Origin of the sequence: Thalassotalea sp. G20_0 (genome assembly GCF_017744175.1) — a bacterium.
Taxonomy (GTDB): domain Bacteria; phylum Pseudomonadota; class Gammaproteobacteria; order Pseudomonadales; family Endozoicomonadaceae; genus Endozoicomonas.
Genome location: NZ_JAGHQV010000005.1, coordinates 144,812 through 161,813 on the forward strand (window position 1 = coordinate 144,812; position 17,002 = coordinate 161,813).

18 protein-coding genes and 3 tRNA genes are annotated in these 17,002 nt (G+C 46.9%); 12 read left to right on the top strand and 9 right to left on the bottom strand.

The genetic code is table 11. The annotated features are described in order from the left end of the window. The first annotated feature begins 29 nt into the window (after positions 1-29). From J7438_RS04540 to J7438_RS04550, 3 genes are all read left to right on the top strand, one after another. Positions 30-104 (top strand) — tRNA-Gln (locus J7438_RS04540). A gap of 117 nt (positions 105-221) precedes the next feature. Further along, positions 222-298, top strand: a tRNA-Met gene (locus tag J7438_RS04545). Positions 299-329: 31 nt separating this feature from the next. Next, a tRNA-Gln gene (locus J7438_RS04550) sits at positions 330-404 on the top strand. 61 nt (positions 405-465) lie between these two features. Here J7438_RS04550 and J7438_RS04555 read toward each other — a convergent pair. Continuing rightward, positions 466-936, bottom strand: a complete 471-nt coding sequence (locus J7438_RS04555) for an Lrp/AsnC family transcriptional regulator (RefSeq protein WP_209275608.1) — start codon at positions 934-936, stop codon at positions 466-468. Between the two features lie 471 nt (positions 937-1,407). On the opposite strand from J7438_RS04555, the gene J7438_RS04560 reads away from it, so the two are divergent. The 3 genes from J7438_RS04560 to brnQ all read left to right on the top strand — a co-directional run bounded on the left by J7438_RS04560 (position 1,408) and on the right by brnQ (position 5,521). Further along, a complete protein-coding gene (locus J7438_RS04560; RefSeq protein ID WP_209275609.1) occupies positions 1,408-2,184 on the top strand; it encodes a TSUP family transporter in 777 nt (258 codons plus the stop codon). A 244-nt stretch (positions 2,185-2,428) separates the two neighbouring features. Continuing rightward, entirely contained in the window at positions 2,429-3,895 is a 1,467-nt protein-coding gene (gene cls / locus J7438_RS04565; protein WP_209275610.1) for a cardiolipin synthase, read from the top strand. Between the two features lie 294 nt (positions 3,896-4,189). Continuing rightward, positions 4,190-5,521: a branched-chain amino acid transport system II carrier protein gene (gene brnQ / locus J7438_RS04570; protein ID WP_209275611.1), complete on the top strand. Its 1,332-nt coding sequence runs from the start codon at positions 4,190-4,192 to the stop codon at positions 5,519-5,521. Positions 5,522-5,564: 43 nt separating this feature from the next. On the opposite strand, the gene J7438_RS04575 is transcribed toward brnQ, so the two are convergent. Further along, complete coding sequence (locus J7438_RS04575) at positions 5,565-5,855, bottom strand: PA4642 family protein (protein ID WP_209275612.1); 291 nt, start codon at positions 5,853-5,855, stop codon at positions 5,565-5,567. A gap of 354 nt (positions 5,856-6,209) precedes the next feature. Between J7438_RS04575 and J7438_RS04580 the strand changes: the two genes are divergently transcribed. Both J7438_RS04580 and J7438_RS04585 read left to right on the top strand, forming a co-directional pair. Continuing rightward, positions 6,210-7,502 (top strand): hypothetical protein, encoded by a 1,293-nt coding sequence (locus J7438_RS04580; protein ID WP_209275613.1) that lies wholly within the window; start codon positions 6,210-6,212, stop codon positions 7,500-7,502. 51 nt (positions 7,503-7,553) lie between these two features. Then, a complete protein-coding gene (locus J7438_RS04585; RefSeq protein WP_209275614.1) occupies positions 7,554-9,020 on the top strand; it encodes a coiled-coil domain-containing protein in 1,467 nt (488 codons plus the stop codon). Positions 9,021-9,094: 74 nt separating this feature from the next. Here the strand turns inward: J7438_RS04585 and J7438_RS04590 are convergent, their stop codons facing one another. Beyond that, on the bottom strand, positions 9,095-9,652 hold the full coding sequence (locus J7438_RS04590) for a hypoxanthine-guanine phosphoribosyltransferase (RefSeq protein ID WP_209275615.1): 558 nt from the start codon (positions 9,650-9,652) through the stop codon (positions 9,095-9,097). A gap of 66 nt (positions 9,653-9,718) precedes the next feature. Between J7438_RS04590 and J7438_RS04595 the strand changes: the two genes are divergently transcribed. The 3 genes from J7438_RS04595 to J7438_RS04605 all read left to right on the top strand — a co-directional run bounded on the left by J7438_RS04595 (position 9,719) and on the right by J7438_RS04605 (position 11,991). Beyond that, positions 9,719-9,865, top strand: a complete 147-nt coding sequence (locus J7438_RS04595) for a hypothetical protein (RefSeq protein ID WP_209275616.1) — start codon at positions 9,719-9,721, stop codon at positions 9,863-9,865. A 186-nt stretch (positions 9,866-10,051) separates the two neighbouring features. After that, positions 10,052-10,678 carry a uracil phosphoribosyltransferase gene (gene upp / locus J7438_RS04600; protein ID WP_209199879.1) on the top strand — a complete coding sequence of 209 codons (627 nt, stop codon included), beginning with the start codon at positions 10,052-10,054 and terminating at the stop codon, positions 10,676-10,678. A 23-nt stretch (positions 10,679-10,701) separates the two neighbouring features. Further along, on the top strand, positions 10,702-11,991 hold the full coding sequence (locus J7438_RS04605) for a uracil-xanthine permease family protein (protein ID WP_209199878.1): 1,290 nt from the start codon (positions 10,702-10,704) through the stop codon (positions 11,989-11,991). Between the two features lie 45 nt (positions 11,992-12,036). Here J7438_RS04605 and J7438_RS04610 read toward each other — a convergent pair whose 3' ends face one another. From J7438_RS04610 to J7438_RS04630, 5 genes are all read right to left on the bottom strand, one after another. Beyond that, the gene (locus J7438_RS04610) at positions 12,037-12,381 is read right to left on the bottom strand and encodes an STAS domain-containing protein (protein ID WP_209199877.1); all 345 of its coding nucleotides are present in this window, start codon (positions 12,379-12,381) and stop codon (positions 12,037-12,039) included. 186 nt (positions 12,382-12,567) lie between these two features. Further along, positions 12,568-12,927, bottom strand: a complete 360-nt coding sequence (locus J7438_RS04615; protein WP_209199876.1) for a hypothetical protein — start codon at positions 12,925-12,927, stop codon at positions 12,568-12,570. 9 nt (positions 12,928-12,936) lie between these two features. Then, positions 12,937-13,386 carry a hypothetical protein gene (locus tag J7438_RS04620; RefSeq protein WP_209199875.1) on the bottom strand — a complete coding sequence of 150 codons (450 nt, stop codon included), beginning with the start codon at positions 13,384-13,386 and terminating at the stop codon, positions 12,937-12,939. Positions 13,387-13,393: 7 nt separating this feature from the next. After that, positions 13,394-13,759, bottom strand: a complete 366-nt coding sequence (locus tag J7438_RS04625) for a hypothetical protein (RefSeq protein WP_209199874.1) — start codon at positions 13,757-13,759, stop codon at positions 13,394-13,396. Between the two features lie 231 nt (positions 13,760-13,990). Then, positions 13,991-14,143 carry a hypothetical protein gene (locus J7438_RS04630; RefSeq protein WP_209199873.1) on the bottom strand — a complete coding sequence of 51 codons (153 nt, stop codon included), beginning with the start codon at positions 14,141-14,143 and terminating at the stop codon, positions 13,991-13,993. A 312-nt stretch (positions 14,144-14,455) separates the two neighbouring features. On the opposite strand from J7438_RS04630, the gene nhaC reads away from it, so the two are divergent. Continuing rightward, a complete protein-coding gene (gene nhaC / locus J7438_RS04635) occupies positions 14,456-15,883 on the top strand; it encodes a Na+/H+ antiporter NhaC (RefSeq protein WP_209275617.1) in 1,428 nt (475 codons plus the stop codon). 42 nt (positions 15,884-15,925) lie between these two features. Here the strand turns inward: nhaC and J7438_RS04640 are convergent, their stop codons facing one another. After that, positions 15,926-16,930 carry a phospholipase A gene (locus J7438_RS04640; protein WP_209199871.1) on the bottom strand — a complete coding sequence of 335 codons (1,005 nt, stop codon included), beginning with the start codon at positions 16,928-16,930 and terminating at the stop codon, positions 15,926-15,928. Positions 16,931-17,002: the final 72 nt, after the last annotated feature.

Genomic DNA, 17,002 nt, shown 5'->3' on the forward strand with positions numbered 1-17,002 from the left:
AGCGAAGAGATAGCAATTCGCTTATTTGCTGGGGTGTCGCCAAGCGGTAAGGCATCAGGTTTTGATCCTGACATGCGGGGGTTCGAATCCCTCCACCCCAGCCATTTATCCTGTTGTTGTGGCAGTTGTTGTAACAGTCGTTGTGACAGTTGTAGAGATAAAGACTGGCATGCTTCTTGACATGATCATTCTGAATCACGACAATAGCGACCCGATTCAGTGGCTAGGTAGCTCAGTTGGTTAGAGCACAGCACTCATAATGCTGGGGTCGGCAGTTCGAATCTGCCCCTAGCTACCACTAATTCGGATATGCGTCCTGCATAATCTATTGGGGTGTCGCCAAGCGGTAAGGCATCAGGTTTTGATCCTGACATGCGGGGGTTCGAATCCCTCCACCCCAGCCATACAAAACCTTTCTGAGAAATCAGGAAGGTTTTTTTGTGTGTCTGTTTTTTAATCAGGCTCCTAAAGATGGTTCAGGGGTAAAGCGGTCTTATGAACAGGCTGGCGTAGTACAAAGCTGGAATGTACACCAGTGACACCAGTAATTTTTGTGATCTTGTTTAGCAGAAAATCCTGATAGTAATTCATATCAGGTACCGTCACCTTGACCATATAGTCTGCCGATTGCCCGGTAATCAACAGGCATTCAATCACTTCTTCATAACTGTTGATGGTTTCTTCAAAGTGTTCAAATCGCTCCGGGGTGTGTCTATCCATACTGATATGAATCAGAACGGTAAGGCTTAGTCCCAGCTTCTGTGGGTTGAGCAGTGTTACCCTGGCGGTTATTAATCCTGACTCCTCCAGCTGCCTGACCCTGCGCAGGCATGGGGATGGCGTCAGTCCAATCAGGTCAGCCAGATCCTGATTGCTGATATGGGCATTCTTTTGCAGCGCTTGAAGTATCCGGATATCGTAGCGATCGAGTTTCATGGTGTTTTCTTTTAATAATTGTCAGTTATTTGGAATATTATTGCGCCGTTTTTGGGTTTTATCCATCAATTCGCAATCTTTTGCCACACCGTTTTTTCTATAATTATCCCGTAATAAAGAGTGTTGCCAAAAGTGACATTCAGCCATCCCGGCCACAAGCCTGAGATGAAAAAGTATTCCCAACCAGGAATGCTGGTCATGAGGAACTCACAAGGTTCGATGACGGAGAGCGTATTAGCAGGTCAGGTGTTATGAGCTCAAAAGAGATTGCCAGCCGCTGATTATCTGGGGAGATAATCAGCGGTTTTTGCTATTGGTACGAATATTTCTTTACGGATTTTCAATAACCCGGAAATCGGAAAGTAAGTAGATTCCGTTTGCTGCGGGATGAACTTTATCTGAATATTTTTTGCTGGACGTTCTATTATTATGCTTCCATAAATTATCAACCTTTATCTGCAAGGATTGACCTTGGACGCAACCATTACTCTGGATCTTGTGCTTTTCCTTTTTGCTGTTGCCTCGGTGGCTGGATTTGTTGATTCCATTGCGGGTGGTGGGGGGTTGATCTCGATGCCTGCGCTTCTGGCTGCCGGGCTTTCACCGGTTCAGGCGCTGGCAACCAATAAGCTTCAGGGAGCTGCTGGTACGCTGTCCGCCAGTGTTTACTTTATTACCAAAGGTGCGGTTAACCTGCGGGAGATACGTCTGCCAATAGTGATGACCTTTATTGGCAGCATGATGGGGACGCTGCTGGTGCAGAGGATCGATGCCGGGGTGTTGGAACAGGCCATTCCCTTCCTGCTGATTGGTATCGTCCTTTACTTTCTGTTTTCTTCGCGACTGAGCTGTGACCGGTCACGGCAGTTGATCTCTCTGCCGGTGTTTGCGTTTACCGTGGCGTTGCTGATCGGTTTTTATGATGGCTTCTTTGGCCCGGGTACCGGTTCGTTTTTTACCATGGCGTTTGCAGGCTTGCTGGGATATTCCATCACCAGTGCCACCGCTCATACCAAAGTTTTGAATTGCACCAGTAATCTGGCCTCTTTACTGTTTTTCATTATTGGTGGGCATGCGGTCTGGGCAATTGGTCTGGTCATGATAGTGGGCCAGGTTATTGGTGCCAGACTTGGCTCATATGTGGTACTTAGCCGCGGTGAGGCATTGATCCGTCCCATGATTGTCTGCGTGTCTCTGGCTATGACGGCCAAACTTCTTTGGGGTAATTATGGACATTTGCTCCAGTGAAAGGCATCTTGTTTGAAACCATTGTCCCTTTTTAGCTGTCAAGGTTGCCTGCTACCGGGCAGCTTTGTGGGTAATGCCAGCTGAGTTTGCAACCCCCGTTATTCCCGGTGACTGGTTAGAAAGACAATAGTCTTGGCCGCTGGTTTACAGCCGGAGCAATGGCGAACTCCTCAACAGAGTACTTCTAGCCAGATCAGCCCGACAGTTGGGTCATTCAGCTGGTTTAATTTCGGAACTTTAGTACATGGAAACAACCTGGTATAGCTGGCTGTTTGGCGCTGCCTATTTAAGTGCCATTATTGCTTTTGCGGTTGTAGTGATTATGACCAGAAGGCCTGTGGGGGTTTCCCTGGCCTGGCTGGTGTTGCTGTTCGCGTTGCCGGTGGCAGGGTTTGTACTGTATCTGTTATTGGGTTCTCCCCGCCTGGGCATTGGCCGTTTAAAACGCATGCGCACACTTTATCCGGATTATGCCCAGTGGTATCAGCACCTGGCCCGGATTATCTCAGGTGGTGAGCCATCCCGCTGCCCGGTGACCAGTCATCATGGCATTTTCTCATTGGCAGAAAAAAGCATGAGTATTCCTTTGCTGCCGGGCAACCATCTGCAACTCTTCTCAGATTTTGAAAACATTATCGAACACCTGCTGCGTGATATAGAAAATGCCCGGCAAAGTCTCTTGATTGAGTTCTATATATGGGAGCCGGTCGGTCGGGCTGAAGAGGTGGCGGAAGCGGTTATCCGCGCTTCCAGGCGGGGGGTTGATTGTCTGGTTGTGCTGGATAATGTCGGCAGTCGGGGTTTTTTGAATGGAGTATGGGCGCGTCGTTTTCGCCTTGAAGGGATCAGTGTTACCGCATCCATGTCAGCTGGCCCTCTGCGCATGCTGGTGGAGCGTATGGATATTCGTAACCATCGGAAGATTCTGGTGGTTGATGATCAGGTGGCCTGGACCGGCAGTTTTAACCTGGTAGATCCCTCCCTGTTTAAGCAGGATGCTCAGGTCGGACAGTGGGTGGATGCCATGGTCAGGATTGATGGTGTTGCTGCCCATGTGCTCGGAGCCATTGTGCAGTGGGATAAAGCACTGGAAACCGGGCAGGGGCATCCCTCGTTCAACAGGCAGTATGAATACCCTTCGGCTGAGCATCGTGGTCGGGACGGTGCATTTGTACACGTTCTGCCGTCCGGACCTGATGTGGACCGGGAAATGCTGCAGCAGGTTCTGCTGACGGCTATTTATGAAAGCCGCCAGGAACTTTTGATCAGTACACCGTATTTTGTGCCCGATGAGTCTTTGCTGACGGCCTTGAAGTCGGCAGCGATGCGTGGTGTTGATGTCCAGTTGCTGGTGCCAGAGAAGAATGACTCGAAAATGGTTCACCATGCCAGTCGCTCCTATTATCAGGAGTTGTTGCAGGCTGGCGTGACTATTCAGCAGTTCAGAGGGGGGTTGTTGCACACCAAGTGTGTTCTGGTGGACCGTGAAACGGCGCTGTTTGGTACCGTAAACCTGGATATGCGCAGTGTCTGGCTGAATTATGAAGTGACGCTGATTGTCTATGATGATGGCTTTGGCCAGCAGATATTTCATGTGCTCCAGTCGTATATGAATCAGGCGAGTGAGGTGGATATCAACCGTTGGTCCAAAAGACCCTTTCGACGAAAACTGCTGGAAAATACGCTGCAGCTATTAAGCCCGCTGCTGTGATTGGATACTGCGTATAGCGTTAATAGTGTTTACTAACCACGATTAGTGCTTTTTGAGGGAATACTCCTTTATTATTGATTAAATCGCAATAAATCCTGCTTTTTTGCTATTTTTAGGTGAAAACACTCATATAGCCAAAGACTCATGTGTGAAATAAAGAGGCCTCTGAGGAGGCCTTTATTTTGCCTCTCCATGCTCACTTCTAACAATACATTCTTTCTGGCCACAGGGTTTGCCATTCTGGTATGGCTGACCGGCCGTTTTCCGGGAAGAATGGGTAACAGGGGACAGGTTTTGTCGCAGACGTTAAAAGCCACAGATATCATGGCCACAGGCCTGATGACATTTGCGCTCTTTCTGGGCGCAGGAAATATTATCTTTCCTCCGTTTCTGGGTCATATGGCGGGCACTGAGCTGATGATTGCGATGCTTGGATTTCTGCTCACTGGAGTAGGCCTGCCGCTGTTGGGTGTGCTTGCCTGTGCTAGTGTCGGTGGTGGTCTGGAAAAGCTGACCACCATTTTTCCGGGAAAAATCGCCATAACCTTTGCTGTTGTTCTGTTTCTGGCTATCGGTCCTTTGTTTGCCGCGCCCAGGACCGCCGTTGTTTCTTATGAGCTGGGTCTTCTGCCGTTTATTGGTGAGTCCGGTGCAGTTTCACTGGCGCTGTTTTCCATAACGTTTTTTGCGGTTGCGCTGTATCTGGCACTGTTTCCGGGCAGGTTGGTTGAGACGGTGGGTAAAGTGATCACTCCACTACTGATGGGTGTTCTGGTGATTATTGCCGTTGGTGCTTTGCTTTTTCCCCAGGGAGAAGCTGGTGCTGCCACCGAGTCCATGATCAGTCAGGGCTTCTTTAATGGTTTCCGCGAGGGTTACCAGACCATGGATACCCTGGGGGCGCTGGTGTTTGGCGTGGTCATCATCAATGCCATTCAAAATAAGGGGATTACGGATACACGGCAGGTTGCGCGCTATACCTTTATTGCAGGCTTGATCGCTTCTGTTGGTCTGTCACTGGTGTACCTGGTATTGGGTTACATTGGTGCTACCAGTCATCAGCTGGTGGGTTCTGTGCAAAATGGCGCAGAGATTATCAGCCTGTTCGTCGACGCGGTGTTTGGTTCCTGGGGGAAGGTGGTACTGGCTATCACTGTTATTCTGGCCTGTTTGACCACTGCGATTGGTTTGCTCAGTGCCTGTGGTGAATATTTTTCCCGGGTATTTCCGGCGTTTAATTATCGCACCTGGGTGATTCTCTGCGCCCTGGCCAGCGCATTGATCGCCAATGTTGGATTGAATACATTATTGCAGGTTACCATTCCAGCGTTGCTGATTATCTATCCTGTAGCGATTGCTTTGATTGTGGTGACACTGTTGAAACCGTTTCTGGCGAAACCTGAGCGGGTAATGACGTTTGTGCTTATTCCAGTGGGTCTGATCAGTCTTGTGGAAGGTCTGCATGCCGCTGGCCTGACTTTCATTAAGCCAGCCTACGCAGTGCTTACGCATTTGCCTCTGCAGACAGAAGGCCTGGTCTGGCTGTTACCGGGTATTCTGGGCGGTATTTTTGCGATGATCACGTCATTCCATTCCTCGCAGGACGCCAGGCCTGTTGAGGGATAACAGGCATCAGAGGCTGCCCGTTGTATCGGGCGGCCTCTGATGTTCAATGCCTGACCGTGTCAGTAAGAGCCTTGAGATACGGTTCACCATGGTGATGTTGTGTGATGGTTTCAGCCAGTGTTTTTCCTTCGCTATCCCGGGCATCCAGATTCAGGCCGGCTTCCAGATAGAATGGGATAAAACGGGCAAAATCATCCGCTCGAAGGTAGCGGTAGGCTCTTAACAGAATGTGATAGTCTCGACTGCTGCCAACGGCTGGCTGCAGTGTCAGTAGCGCTTTCAGGCGCTCATCACTTAATTCCTCTCCAATGACTTTCTGTTTGTCTTTCTTCATGGCTGACTCACTGTTCAGTGTTTTATGGGTGGGGTTTGTCTGGGCGAAATCGATAAGCAGGTGGATATTCTACTAAGTCGAAAACAAAGATATATAATCCCAATAGGATATTTTGAGATTACGTTAAGCATAAAAAGAATAAAAGAAAATGTTTGCAGCGAGATTTAGACAGGCTCTGATAATGCATTGCCGGAAAAACGGTCTGTCAGGCGACATGATTTTGACAAAGAGTTTATTTTACCGGGAATCACTGTCCGGTTGTCTGTTTTCTGAAATCACTATTTTCTTTGTTATTGAAGTTTTCTTGCACAGCTACAATTGGTTGAGTGATCAAAGGAATGTTTGAGGGCCATTATGGAAAGGGCATCTAATACAGGTTCGCTTAGTTTACAGCAACTGGACACGATCAAAACTCTTCTTCAAGAAGGGAATGAAGTTACCATTACATTTGGTCTTAAGGGTACGGTTACCATTGAGGCAGTAAAGGTTTTATCAACACCGGGTCTTAAGTTATCAGACCAGGAACCAGGTGCATCCGGACCCAAAAAGATACCCCTTGAGCGGAGAAAAGTTGAGATAGCCGCTGAAAAAGATACGGTATCCATTCGGGAAAAAGTATTTAATAAACTGAAGCAGTTTAATACAAGCGTTAGCGAAAAATTAAAAAGTTCATTCAATAGTATCAAAAAAGCCGTCAAACATGAAAACTGGGAAAAAATTCCAGACACATCAATAAAGGGTGGCTCTGACCAGTTGAAGCTTGAAGCTCAAGCACACAATGACAGAATTGATCAACTTGAGAGTGCTGAGAAACAGGAGGTTGATAAGCAAACAGAACTGGATAACCTCAAGGAGCTCTACAAAGATACCATTAAGGTTTGTGAAAATCCTGATGGCGCGATCCATAGCAAAAAGAGAATATATCTCCCAATTCCAATTGAGGACGCTGATCCTGTGATAATTGCATCAGCGGATCCTGGAGCTCGGAAAGATCTGGTAAATTTGGTGATTAAGCAGGTTGAAAATTCAGGTTTGTCTGATCGAATGGAACAGCTTGATTCAGAAATACAAAAGCTGAGAACTGAGCAGAAGCAGTTGAAATCTTCATTAAAAGAAAGTGGTAAAGAAATTCTCAAACATTTTAAGGAGCAACAGCATACTCTGGAACAGGGCAAGGGCAGAAATACCAGGCTATCTGAATTACAGGATACGTTGACTCAGCAGCGTATCAAACTGGACGATAAGGTTGACCAGTTGCAGACTGAAATCAGAGCACTGAAAGCAGAGAAGCAACAAACACAGGAATCCGTTGCTGAGCAAAAGAAGCTTCTGTCAGACTTGAAAAAACAACTGAGTCTGCTCAGTATGATCCCAAAAGAGCGTGAGGGAATACCGGAAGCATTTAATGCTACGGTGAATAGAATTGAGAAAGCGCAAAAGATTATTGAAACTGGTAGTGACAGGTTGGAAGCAATACCCGGTGAGATCAAGGAGAAAAAAGCAGAGCTTGATACTAAGATGAAAGAAGTGGAAAGCTTGCAAAAAGGCAAAGAATTGAAACAACAGGAGAAAGCTGACAAGAGAGAAATTGAAGCTGAACAGAATATGCTTAAACAGCAATTAGGTAAGAAACTTCGAAAAAAATAATCTTTTATCCAAAAAACATTCTAAAACCATGGAAAGGAAGGAGTCATAGATATGACCGCTATAAGTACCAACCGAGTTGATCAAACTCAAAAACTACCTTTTGCTATAAAAGCAGATATTGTTAATCCAGAAGTAGGATTTCTGAATGGGAAGCAGGTTACTATTCAGGAGATTAATCCAGAAGAGTTTGTCGGTATCCAGGTTTCTGAAGGTAGGTTTGAAGAGCTTCCTAAAAGCATCAGGCCTGTAAAGGTTGCCTTTAAAGATTTTCGTCAGTGGCTCAGTAACTGCCGTCCTGTTAAAGGAATAAAGCATTTGGTGATGGGCAAAGGCAGGAGGATGGTGAAAAATCAGAATTGGGGAGAAATTTCTGAAGCTCAGGCTGAAAAAGCTTTAAAAGCTGCTCACAGTAATGACAAAAAGCAAATACTGGCGGAAGAAATTCAGAAATTTAATACAGATTTGAAGACGCTCGGTCAGAAGAAAAAAGATCTTAACGAGTTAAAAGTGCATAATGATCAATTCAGAGAAACGTACAAAACTATATTGTCGATTGTTGATGGAGATTTGTCATCTTTACGTGATGGATCAGTGATTGTTTTACCGCCGGCCACCGAGGGTGGAGAGCCTCAGTTGGTGGCTTTGAATAGTAATTCAGAGAGAGTGCGTAAAAATGCTGTGAGAAAACTTGCAGATATTTTCATTGACAGTGAGGCTTATGATCTGTTTAGCAGGAATGTGCATCAAGTCTCTAAAATTGAAAAAGATCGTAATAAATTAAAGTCATCTTTGGCTAAGCAGGCAAATAATTTTAAAAAAGAACATCAGGGGCTTATTAATGAGAAAGCTGATGACTTCAAAGAGATTATGGTTCTTCATCATCAGAAAATGAAAAAACAAGGGACTGCAGCATTGAAAAGAGCTGAAGTCAAATACACTAATACAATAAATAATAAAATTAACGATAAAGTTTCTGAAGCTAACAAACTGAGCAGTGAAATAACAGCGCAACAAGCCAGCATTGGCAAGATCCAGACTGTCATTGCTGAGAAACGGGAAGAACTACAAGGTTGCGAAATGTCGTTAATGTTGGCTGGGGATGAGGCCAGGCTGCCTGAAGGCGCACCTAGAATTTCAACGCCTGAAACCATTAAAAAAATCAGCAGTGTTAAAGAAAAGCTTCTCTCAGAACTTGGAGTTGAGCAGGAAGAACTTGAAAATCTGCAAAATGCCCTGAAAAAAAATCAGGACGATCAAATACAGGCTATGAAAGACTTAAAAGCTCTGCAAGCTGAGAAAGAGAAAGAGCTGACAGCATTACAAAAAGCACGTAGGAAACTCGAAAGCCGATATGATGATAGAGCTTCGGAGATGAGCAAATTGTATGACCAGGATATCAAGGCTCAAAACCAGACGGTAACCAAAATGCTCAGTGGCTCTGGATTAAAAAATAAAGACACTGCCCAACCAGAAACTGCCCAACCACAAGATGACCAGGAAAATAATCCTGAAGCATAACACTGGCGAAATGGGTTAACCCAAATCAAAAAGCCTCCGGACCGGAGGCTTTTTTTCTAAGAAATTACAGGATTTCAGTGACCTTTCAGGGCATAAATGCCATTGGCATTACGCCAGTAACCCTGATAGTCCAGGCCGTAGCCAAAAATATAGCGATCTTCGATTTCCAGGCCGGTAAAGTCAGCCTTCAGGCCCGGACGGGCTTTACGGTCATGCTTTTTATCCACCAGAACCGCAGTCAGAACGCTGGCAGCACCTTCTTCCTTACAAAAATCGATAATTGCGTCGAGAGTATGCCCTTCATCCAGAATATCGTCGATGATCAGGACGGTACGATTTTTGATGGTCTGGGTTGGGCGAACTTTCCACTCCAGGCCGCCACCGGTCAACTGGTCCCGGTAACGGGTTGCATGCACGTAGGAGGCTTCCAGGGGGAACTGCATATGAGTCAGCAGTTTGCCGGTAATCACCAGGCCTCCATTCATTACGCAGAATACCAGCGGGTTGCTGTCCGCCAGCTGGTTGGTGATGTTGCGTCCCATGGTGGCGATGGCATCTTCAATCTGCTGCTCGTTATAGAGGCAGTCGGCTTCATCCATCACTTGCCGGATATGGTCGAGATCAACAGACATGTTGTGCAAACCCTGATCGTTTGAGTGGCGGCCGGTCACGCCAGTGAGTCAACTCATGCAGTACAGGTGTCGGACACCCTGGCGAGCGGCGGTTCATTTCTGGTTAAAAAACCATTTTTACTCTCCTGTGGAGAGTTGGAAACAGTTTTCACGAAAAGCAAAGCAGGAAAAAATACCGTTGTTGTCGTCAATGGGCAAGAGAAAACTACATGATTGTTGCGGTTGTAAAAACCTATGGGCAGTGCGGACATCCTGTGGGAGAATAAGAAGGTTTAGGCGTTGAAAGCTTTTGCACGATCATTCTCTCAATGAGTGCTTACTCAGAAACGTTTTCTATCTCAGCCATTCATTTTTTACTTCATTACCCATCCACCTCCAATCAGACAGTTGAGGTCATGCATGAGCGTACAGGAAATCAGGCATCCGCTGGTACAACACAAGCTGGGACTGATGCGATCCCATGATATCAGTACCAAGGGCTTCCGTACCCTGGCCAGTGAGGTTGGCAGCCTGCTGACCTACGAAGCAACCAAAGACCTGGAGCTGGAAGATACGGTGATTGAAGGCTGGAATGGTCCGGTGACCGTTCAGCAAATCAAGGGTAAGAAAATTACCATTGTACCGATTCTGCGTGCCGGCATTGGTATGATGGATGGCGTTCTGGATATGATCCCCAATGCCAAGGTCAGTGTGGTGGGCCTGTACCGCGACGAAGAAACCCTGGAACCGGTGCCTTACTTTGAAAAGCTGGTCAGCAATATTGATGAGCGTATTGCCCTGATCCTGGATCCAATGCTGGCTACCGGTGGTTCCATGTTGGCGACTATCGATATGCTGAAGAAGGCAGGTTGCAAAGAGATCCGCTGCCTGGTGCTGGTGGCTGCGCCGGAAGGTATTGAAAAGATCTGCTCAGCGCATCCTGACGTGAAGCTTTTTACCGCATCTGTTGATCAGGGGCTTAATGACAACGGTTATATCATTCCGGGCCTGGGTGATGCCGGTGACAAGATTTTTGGTACACGATAAGTAACGAATAAGGATAACCAACAATGAGTCATTCAGCACAGTCGGGGGAAACCCTGCAATCAGAGATGTCGCTCTGGCGGCAGGCGCTGATGGGGGGGCAGATGCTGTTTGTTGCCTTTGGTGCTCTCGTTCTGGTGCCGTTGCTGACCGGGTTGGATGCCAATGTAGCGTTCTTTACCGCAGGTATCGGTACCCTGATTTTCCAGCTGATCACCCGTCGGCAGGTGCCTGTCTTTCTGGCATCTTCTTTTGCCTTTATTGCGCCGATGACGTTCAGTATTCAATCCTGGGGCCTGGCGGCCACCATGGGCGGCATCATGGCAGCCGGTGTGCTCTATGCCATATTGAGTGTCCTGGTCAGGTTGCGTGGATCCGGCGTACTTTACCGGCTGTTTCCACCCGTGGTGGTCGGGCCGGTGATTATGGTGATCGGCCTTGGCCTGGCACCGGTTGCCGTGGGGATGGCAACATCGCCTGTTGAAGGGTTAATCTCTGCTGATCAGGCTCTGTTCCTGGCTGCGATCTCGCTGCTGGCCACCCTGCTGGTGGCAACCATGGCCGGTGGGATTCTGCGACTGATTCCCATCATCTGTGGTATTGGTGCAGGCTATATTGCCGCAGTGATCATGGGTGTTGTGGACTTTCAGCCTTTGTTTGACCGCCCCTGGTTTGCTATTCCGAATTTCACCACCCCGGAACTTAATTGGAATGCGGTGCTTTATATGATTCCGGTGGCCATTGCCCCTGCCATTGAGCACATTGGTGATATGCTGGCGATCAGTTCGGTGACCGGGAAAAAGTATCTGGAAAAGCCGGGGCTGAAAAATACACTGCTCGGTGATGGCCTGGCGACGACGGCTGCGGGTATGTTGGGTGGGCCGCCCAATACCACCTATTCAGAAGTCACGGGAGCGGTGATGCTCACCAAAGCCTACAATCCCGCTATTATGACCTGGGCCGCAGTCATTGCCATTGGTGTGGCGTTTATCGGCAAAATTGGTGGATTCCTGTCAACCATTCCGGTGCCGGTGATGGGCGGTATTATGATGCTGCTATTTGGCTCCATTGCCGTTGTTGGCCTTAACACTCTTATTAAGGCAAGGGTTGACCTGGGACAGCCCCGCAACCTGGTGATTGTCTCTATCGTGCTGGTATTTGGTATCGGTAATATGGGCATTTCACTGGGTGAATTTTCACTGAAGGGCGTCAGTCTTTGCGCACTGACAGCAGTCATTCTGAATTTGCTGCTACCCCATCGTGCCGGGGAAGATCGATACCAGTCTGCTGAAGCTGGCAAAGAAGACATTGCCTGAGAAGCGGAAAAAGGCGGTACTGTTTTTTAGTGCCGCCTTTATGGATCAGGCTGATGCTGACTGTTTTTTTTGATTCTGCTCCTGCGTGTTCATCTGGATGAAATACGTAATGCCGCATAACTCCATCAGTGAGGCAACATTATTGGGTACGTTATAAAGCGAGAGATAGAAATGTCCTGCCAGCTGTACCTGACAATGAAGGAGTAATTGCAACCCATCGCTACTGATGCTTTTGAGTAGCGTGCAATCCAGTACAATATGGCTGGTGTCGATTCTGGTTGCATTCTCTACAGCATTCTCCAGTATTTGGATGGTACTGGCATTAAGATCGCCATCCAGAATAATCAGTGTGTAGTTTTGATAGCTTTCGAGATTAATGGTTAATTCCATACTCCTTCTCCCGGTGTGATCCCTTAATGATCGAAATAGTAAGGGCTGGGGCTTTGTTTTTGCATAACACTCTGGTTACAGGGTCTGACAATATTGCCAAGCCATAGTTCATTTCAGGAGGTTTTTTTTGCGAGGAATGTTTTGCGGTAATTGGTTGAAATATAAATTATTTTTTAGTTTGACAAATCATTTCCATGCCAGTTTCGAAGCTTTTTCGTACATCTTGAGTTTGGCTTCCAATTGCTTTACACGAGCTTCTTTATCTCGAAGCTCCAGTTGATAAAGATCATTACACTGGAGTCTCGCCGGTCCGCCAAATTTATACACGAGCTTCACACCAAACTTATTATTATCTCTTGCGCTATTGTTGTGTCCTCTTTCATACTGATTATCGTAATCGTCATTTCCCATTTCAGCATAGGTCTCCATACTCCATGGAGAATCATCAGCATCGAAAGAACAGGAGATTCCATCAGCAGTACGAATTGAGTCAGCAAATACATGCATGGAAAGCGTCATAGCGGCAATAGTAATAAGTTTCTTCATTTGTCTCTCTTACTTGTGCTGAACGGTCAGAGTGATGATCGCGTCATACGTTCCTGCTTTGACATCTGTCCGTTTGATATTCACGAACTGAGCTGTAGCAGGATACACTTTGTCTGATTTCAGATTGATGAAATCAGCACCGTCGGCTATCTTGTGGGCATTTGAGCCAATACCCATATAGAGACCATCTTTAAGATCATTAACAGGTTGACCCGATGGAGTATTCAGGGATGCCAATTCGGCACGGACAGTCAATGTTTCTCCCGTATTGGAAATAACTTTGAATGTCGTTGGATTGGAAGCAGCTTCTCCTTTGAATCGAAGAGCACCTTGTGCATCGGTAATTTCGATTCCATACATTGGATCAACGTCAGTAGAAAACTGCATTTGATTATCATCAAGAGCCATTGCAGAAGTAGAAACGAAAAGTGTAGCAGCGAAAATGGATTTGATGTTCATGATTTCCTCAAATAATGAATACGAGATCAGCGTTGGTACAAACACGAGTCCTGAATAGATCACTCTCACCGGGGATCGAAACAGAACAGATTTGAAACCTCTGTGGTTTATTTGATGTTTTGAATATAAGAGGTACATCAATCTTCATGGTGGAATGAGCCCGGATCACTCCAGTTGTATCAATCACTTCACCATCTACAGTGATTTCATAGTCAGACGATTTCGACATCGATGACACTTTGATCTCTACTGTTGTGACTCGTGTCATTCGAATCGCTTCTTCGATATTGTCTTTGCCACCAATGTGAATTGGACTTTGTGTCTGGGCAAAAACAGAAGACGAAAACATCAATGCTAAAAATAATTTTTTCATTATTAGTCAGGGGGATTGCCTTCCCTTCTCCTGGATTCAAGAGCCATTTCAGAATCAACTGGATCGAAAGAAGTGGCCAGTAGGGTGGCAACAAAAGTGATATTAAATTTGGTTTTCTTAAATTACATATTCAACTCCAAAATTAATAACTTCACTAAATTTGAACGATGATTTTACCATCTTGATTAATAAAACAATATTTACATTACTTATGAGTCTTATCAGTTACGGCTACGCGATATCCTTCAGGCCAATAACAATGGATGTTGTTCGGGTGGCGATCCAGGCAAAATCCAGCTCAGGCCCTGTGTTGACTTGCGGCAACTCGCCAGGGGCGTGAATGGTTCCACCATTGATGTAAAACAGCACTGTATCGTACTGCAATGGTGGTGGCTTAAAGAGGGTTAACCGATGTTGCCATCAAGGGAAATCCACTGAAGCCTTCTCTCCCTGCCGCCAGCGCAGGGAGACCAGGTTGGTATGGATGATGCCTGCCTCAGGGGATAAGTCATCACGCCTGACGGTTGTTGAAGAGATCCCGATTATCGTCCGGCAGAGTAATATTTTTGTCATTACACTTGCTAAATAGATTGATTGGGATATAAATCCATCAAATTCTTAAAAATAACGTAATTTCATACTGGGAAATAAATATTTATATCTGGCTATTTGCCCAGTATCCAAAGGAGTTCTGGTTTGGCTGTATCGACTTCGGCAGAAACATCATGGAAAGAGCCCGGTTTTCTCCATGCTTTTATCACCCTTGCTGCAATCATTGGCGTCATTAGTGTCGGGCTTTTTGTTCTGGAAACCAGCCTGCACAGCTTGATTCTGTTGTCCCTGATGATCGCTTCCATCAGTGCCTTTGCCCTTGGCTATGACTTTCGTGCCATTCGGGGTGCCATGAATGCCGGGATTAGCGGAGCGCTGACGGCGATTTATATTTTTATTCTGATCGGGGTACTGATCGCTGCGTTTATTCAAAGTGGTACGCTGGCAACATTGATTTACTACGGTATTGAATTTGTCAGTCCGGCGCTTTTCCTGCCTGCCGGGTTGCTTCTCTGTAGCCTGATGTCCCTGGCCACTGGTACCAGCTGGGGAACGGTTGGCACCATGGGGGTTGTCCTGATGGGGATCGGGACCACCATGGGCATACCCGCTCCCCTGGTTGCCGGAATGGTTATCTCAGGTGCCTGCTTTGGTGACAAGATGTCACCGGTTTCTGATACCACTAACCTGGCTGCCATGACCTCAAGAGTTGATCTCTACTCCCATATTCAGAGCATGCTGTTTACTACAGGACCGGCCTATCTGCTGGCCCTGGTGATATTCTCGCTAATGGGGCTCGGTTACGCTGAGAACCCGTTGCCCGCTGAACAGTTGTCCGCCATGCAAGTGGCTTTAAAGGATACCTTCACGATCAATGCACTGACTTTGTTACCGCTGATCGCCATGTTGTTGCTCAGTATGGCCCGTGTTGCCGCAGAGCCCAGCATGATGGTGGCATCCTCTGTTGCGGTGGTGCTGGCTATCGTCCTGCAGGATCAGAGTCTGCCCACGGTGCTTAACAGTCTTTATGGCGGCGGCACGGTTGCGACTGGCCTGGAGAGCCTGGATGCATTGCTTGGACGAGGGGGTATCACCTCAATGATGTGGACACTGTCATTATCTCTTATGGCCCTGGCATTGGGTGGTATTCTGGAGCGTTGCCGTTTTTTGCAGGTGCTTATACAAACGATTGTGATAAAAATAACCAGGGCATCCACTCTGGTTGCGACCACCGTTATTGCCTGCTTCACGGGAAATCTGACCATGGGGGAAGCTTACATATCGATCATATTGGGTGGTCAGCTGTTCAGTGAAGCCTATGATCAAAAGGGCGTAGATCGCCGTGTGCTTTCGCGCTCTCTGGAAGAAGGGGCGACACTCACCACAGCGCTTATACCCTGGACTACCGGGGGTGCGTTTTTTGCCTCGACGCTGGGTGTTGCCGTTATTGAGTATGCGCCCTGGGCTCTTTTAAACTGGCTCAGTCCGGTTCTTGCTGTGGTACTTGCCATGATGGGTTTTGGTCTGTTCCGCAAAGGCCAGGATCTTCAACAAACCAGTCCGGCAGTTTAAACATTTAACGGGAAGTGTTCAGGGCTTCCCTTGTTTCCGGGGTTATAACCAGTCGGTCAGCATGACGCCAATGCTCAGTCGATTAGCGCTATCGTTGTAATCAATCAGGCTTTCACCGTAGCCATTGAAGTATTGAATATAACCCCGGAATCTTTTGTTAATTGGAAATGACCAGTCCAGTTGAACGGCACCTTTGTTATCACTTCGCAAATTATTTCTTAACGTCATGCCAAGATTGTGCTCCCGGACCTGGTAACCCAGATGCAACTCACCATGGCCCATATACTTTTCAATATCAGGGTTATCATCCCCCCGGGAACTGCTTTGCTGGCCGGGCTTTTTTTCCGGCTCCGGAATCCGCCACCAGGGTTTGATGCTCACCACAACATTGTCTCTGGAAAAAACCAACTGTGCGTAGATTCTGTTCCAGCTTCTGGAAAGTTCTCCGCTGCGACCATTGGACTGGTGAGTCAGCCCGGCAAAAACCGCATTTAATTCAAATCCCCAGAGCTGATGGTTGGTGGGGAAAACCATATACACTTCCGGCTCATGATTGGTTTCCCGAAAGGGTGCCGAGTTACTGTTATAAGCCTGCCACCAGGAGGTGTTGGTGTAGGCAACGAAGATATCACCGTAACCATTGAATACTCCCTGGGCCAGGGGCGCTTTCATACTCAGTTGAAACTTGATCTCGGTACTGGAGAAATCATCAATATTCCGGATTTCAAAGGGGCTTGGGTTAGGGCTTTTATTGTAGGAAATGGGTAGCAGGTAGTTGGGTCGGTGAGGTGTGATGGCAAACCGGTTGTCCAGAGTTTCTTCTTCTTCCTGTAACCGCTGTTCAACGACGTTATCAGCGTCTTCCGTACTTTCAGCGACAACTGTCTGGCATTGCTGGCGGATTTCAGCCAGTGTCAGTGAATCAGCACCTTCTTTGAGTTGTTTGTATAAACAGTCGTTATAAGCATCAGAATAGGCCGCTATTGGCAACAGGCATAGGGTTAGCGCTGGAAAAAACGAACTTTTATACCAAATCAATGCATTCATTATTAAGCCTTGCATTTGTTATCTGAAGCTAATTTATACAGGAAATTATCCTGTTGGCTATTGATGATTACA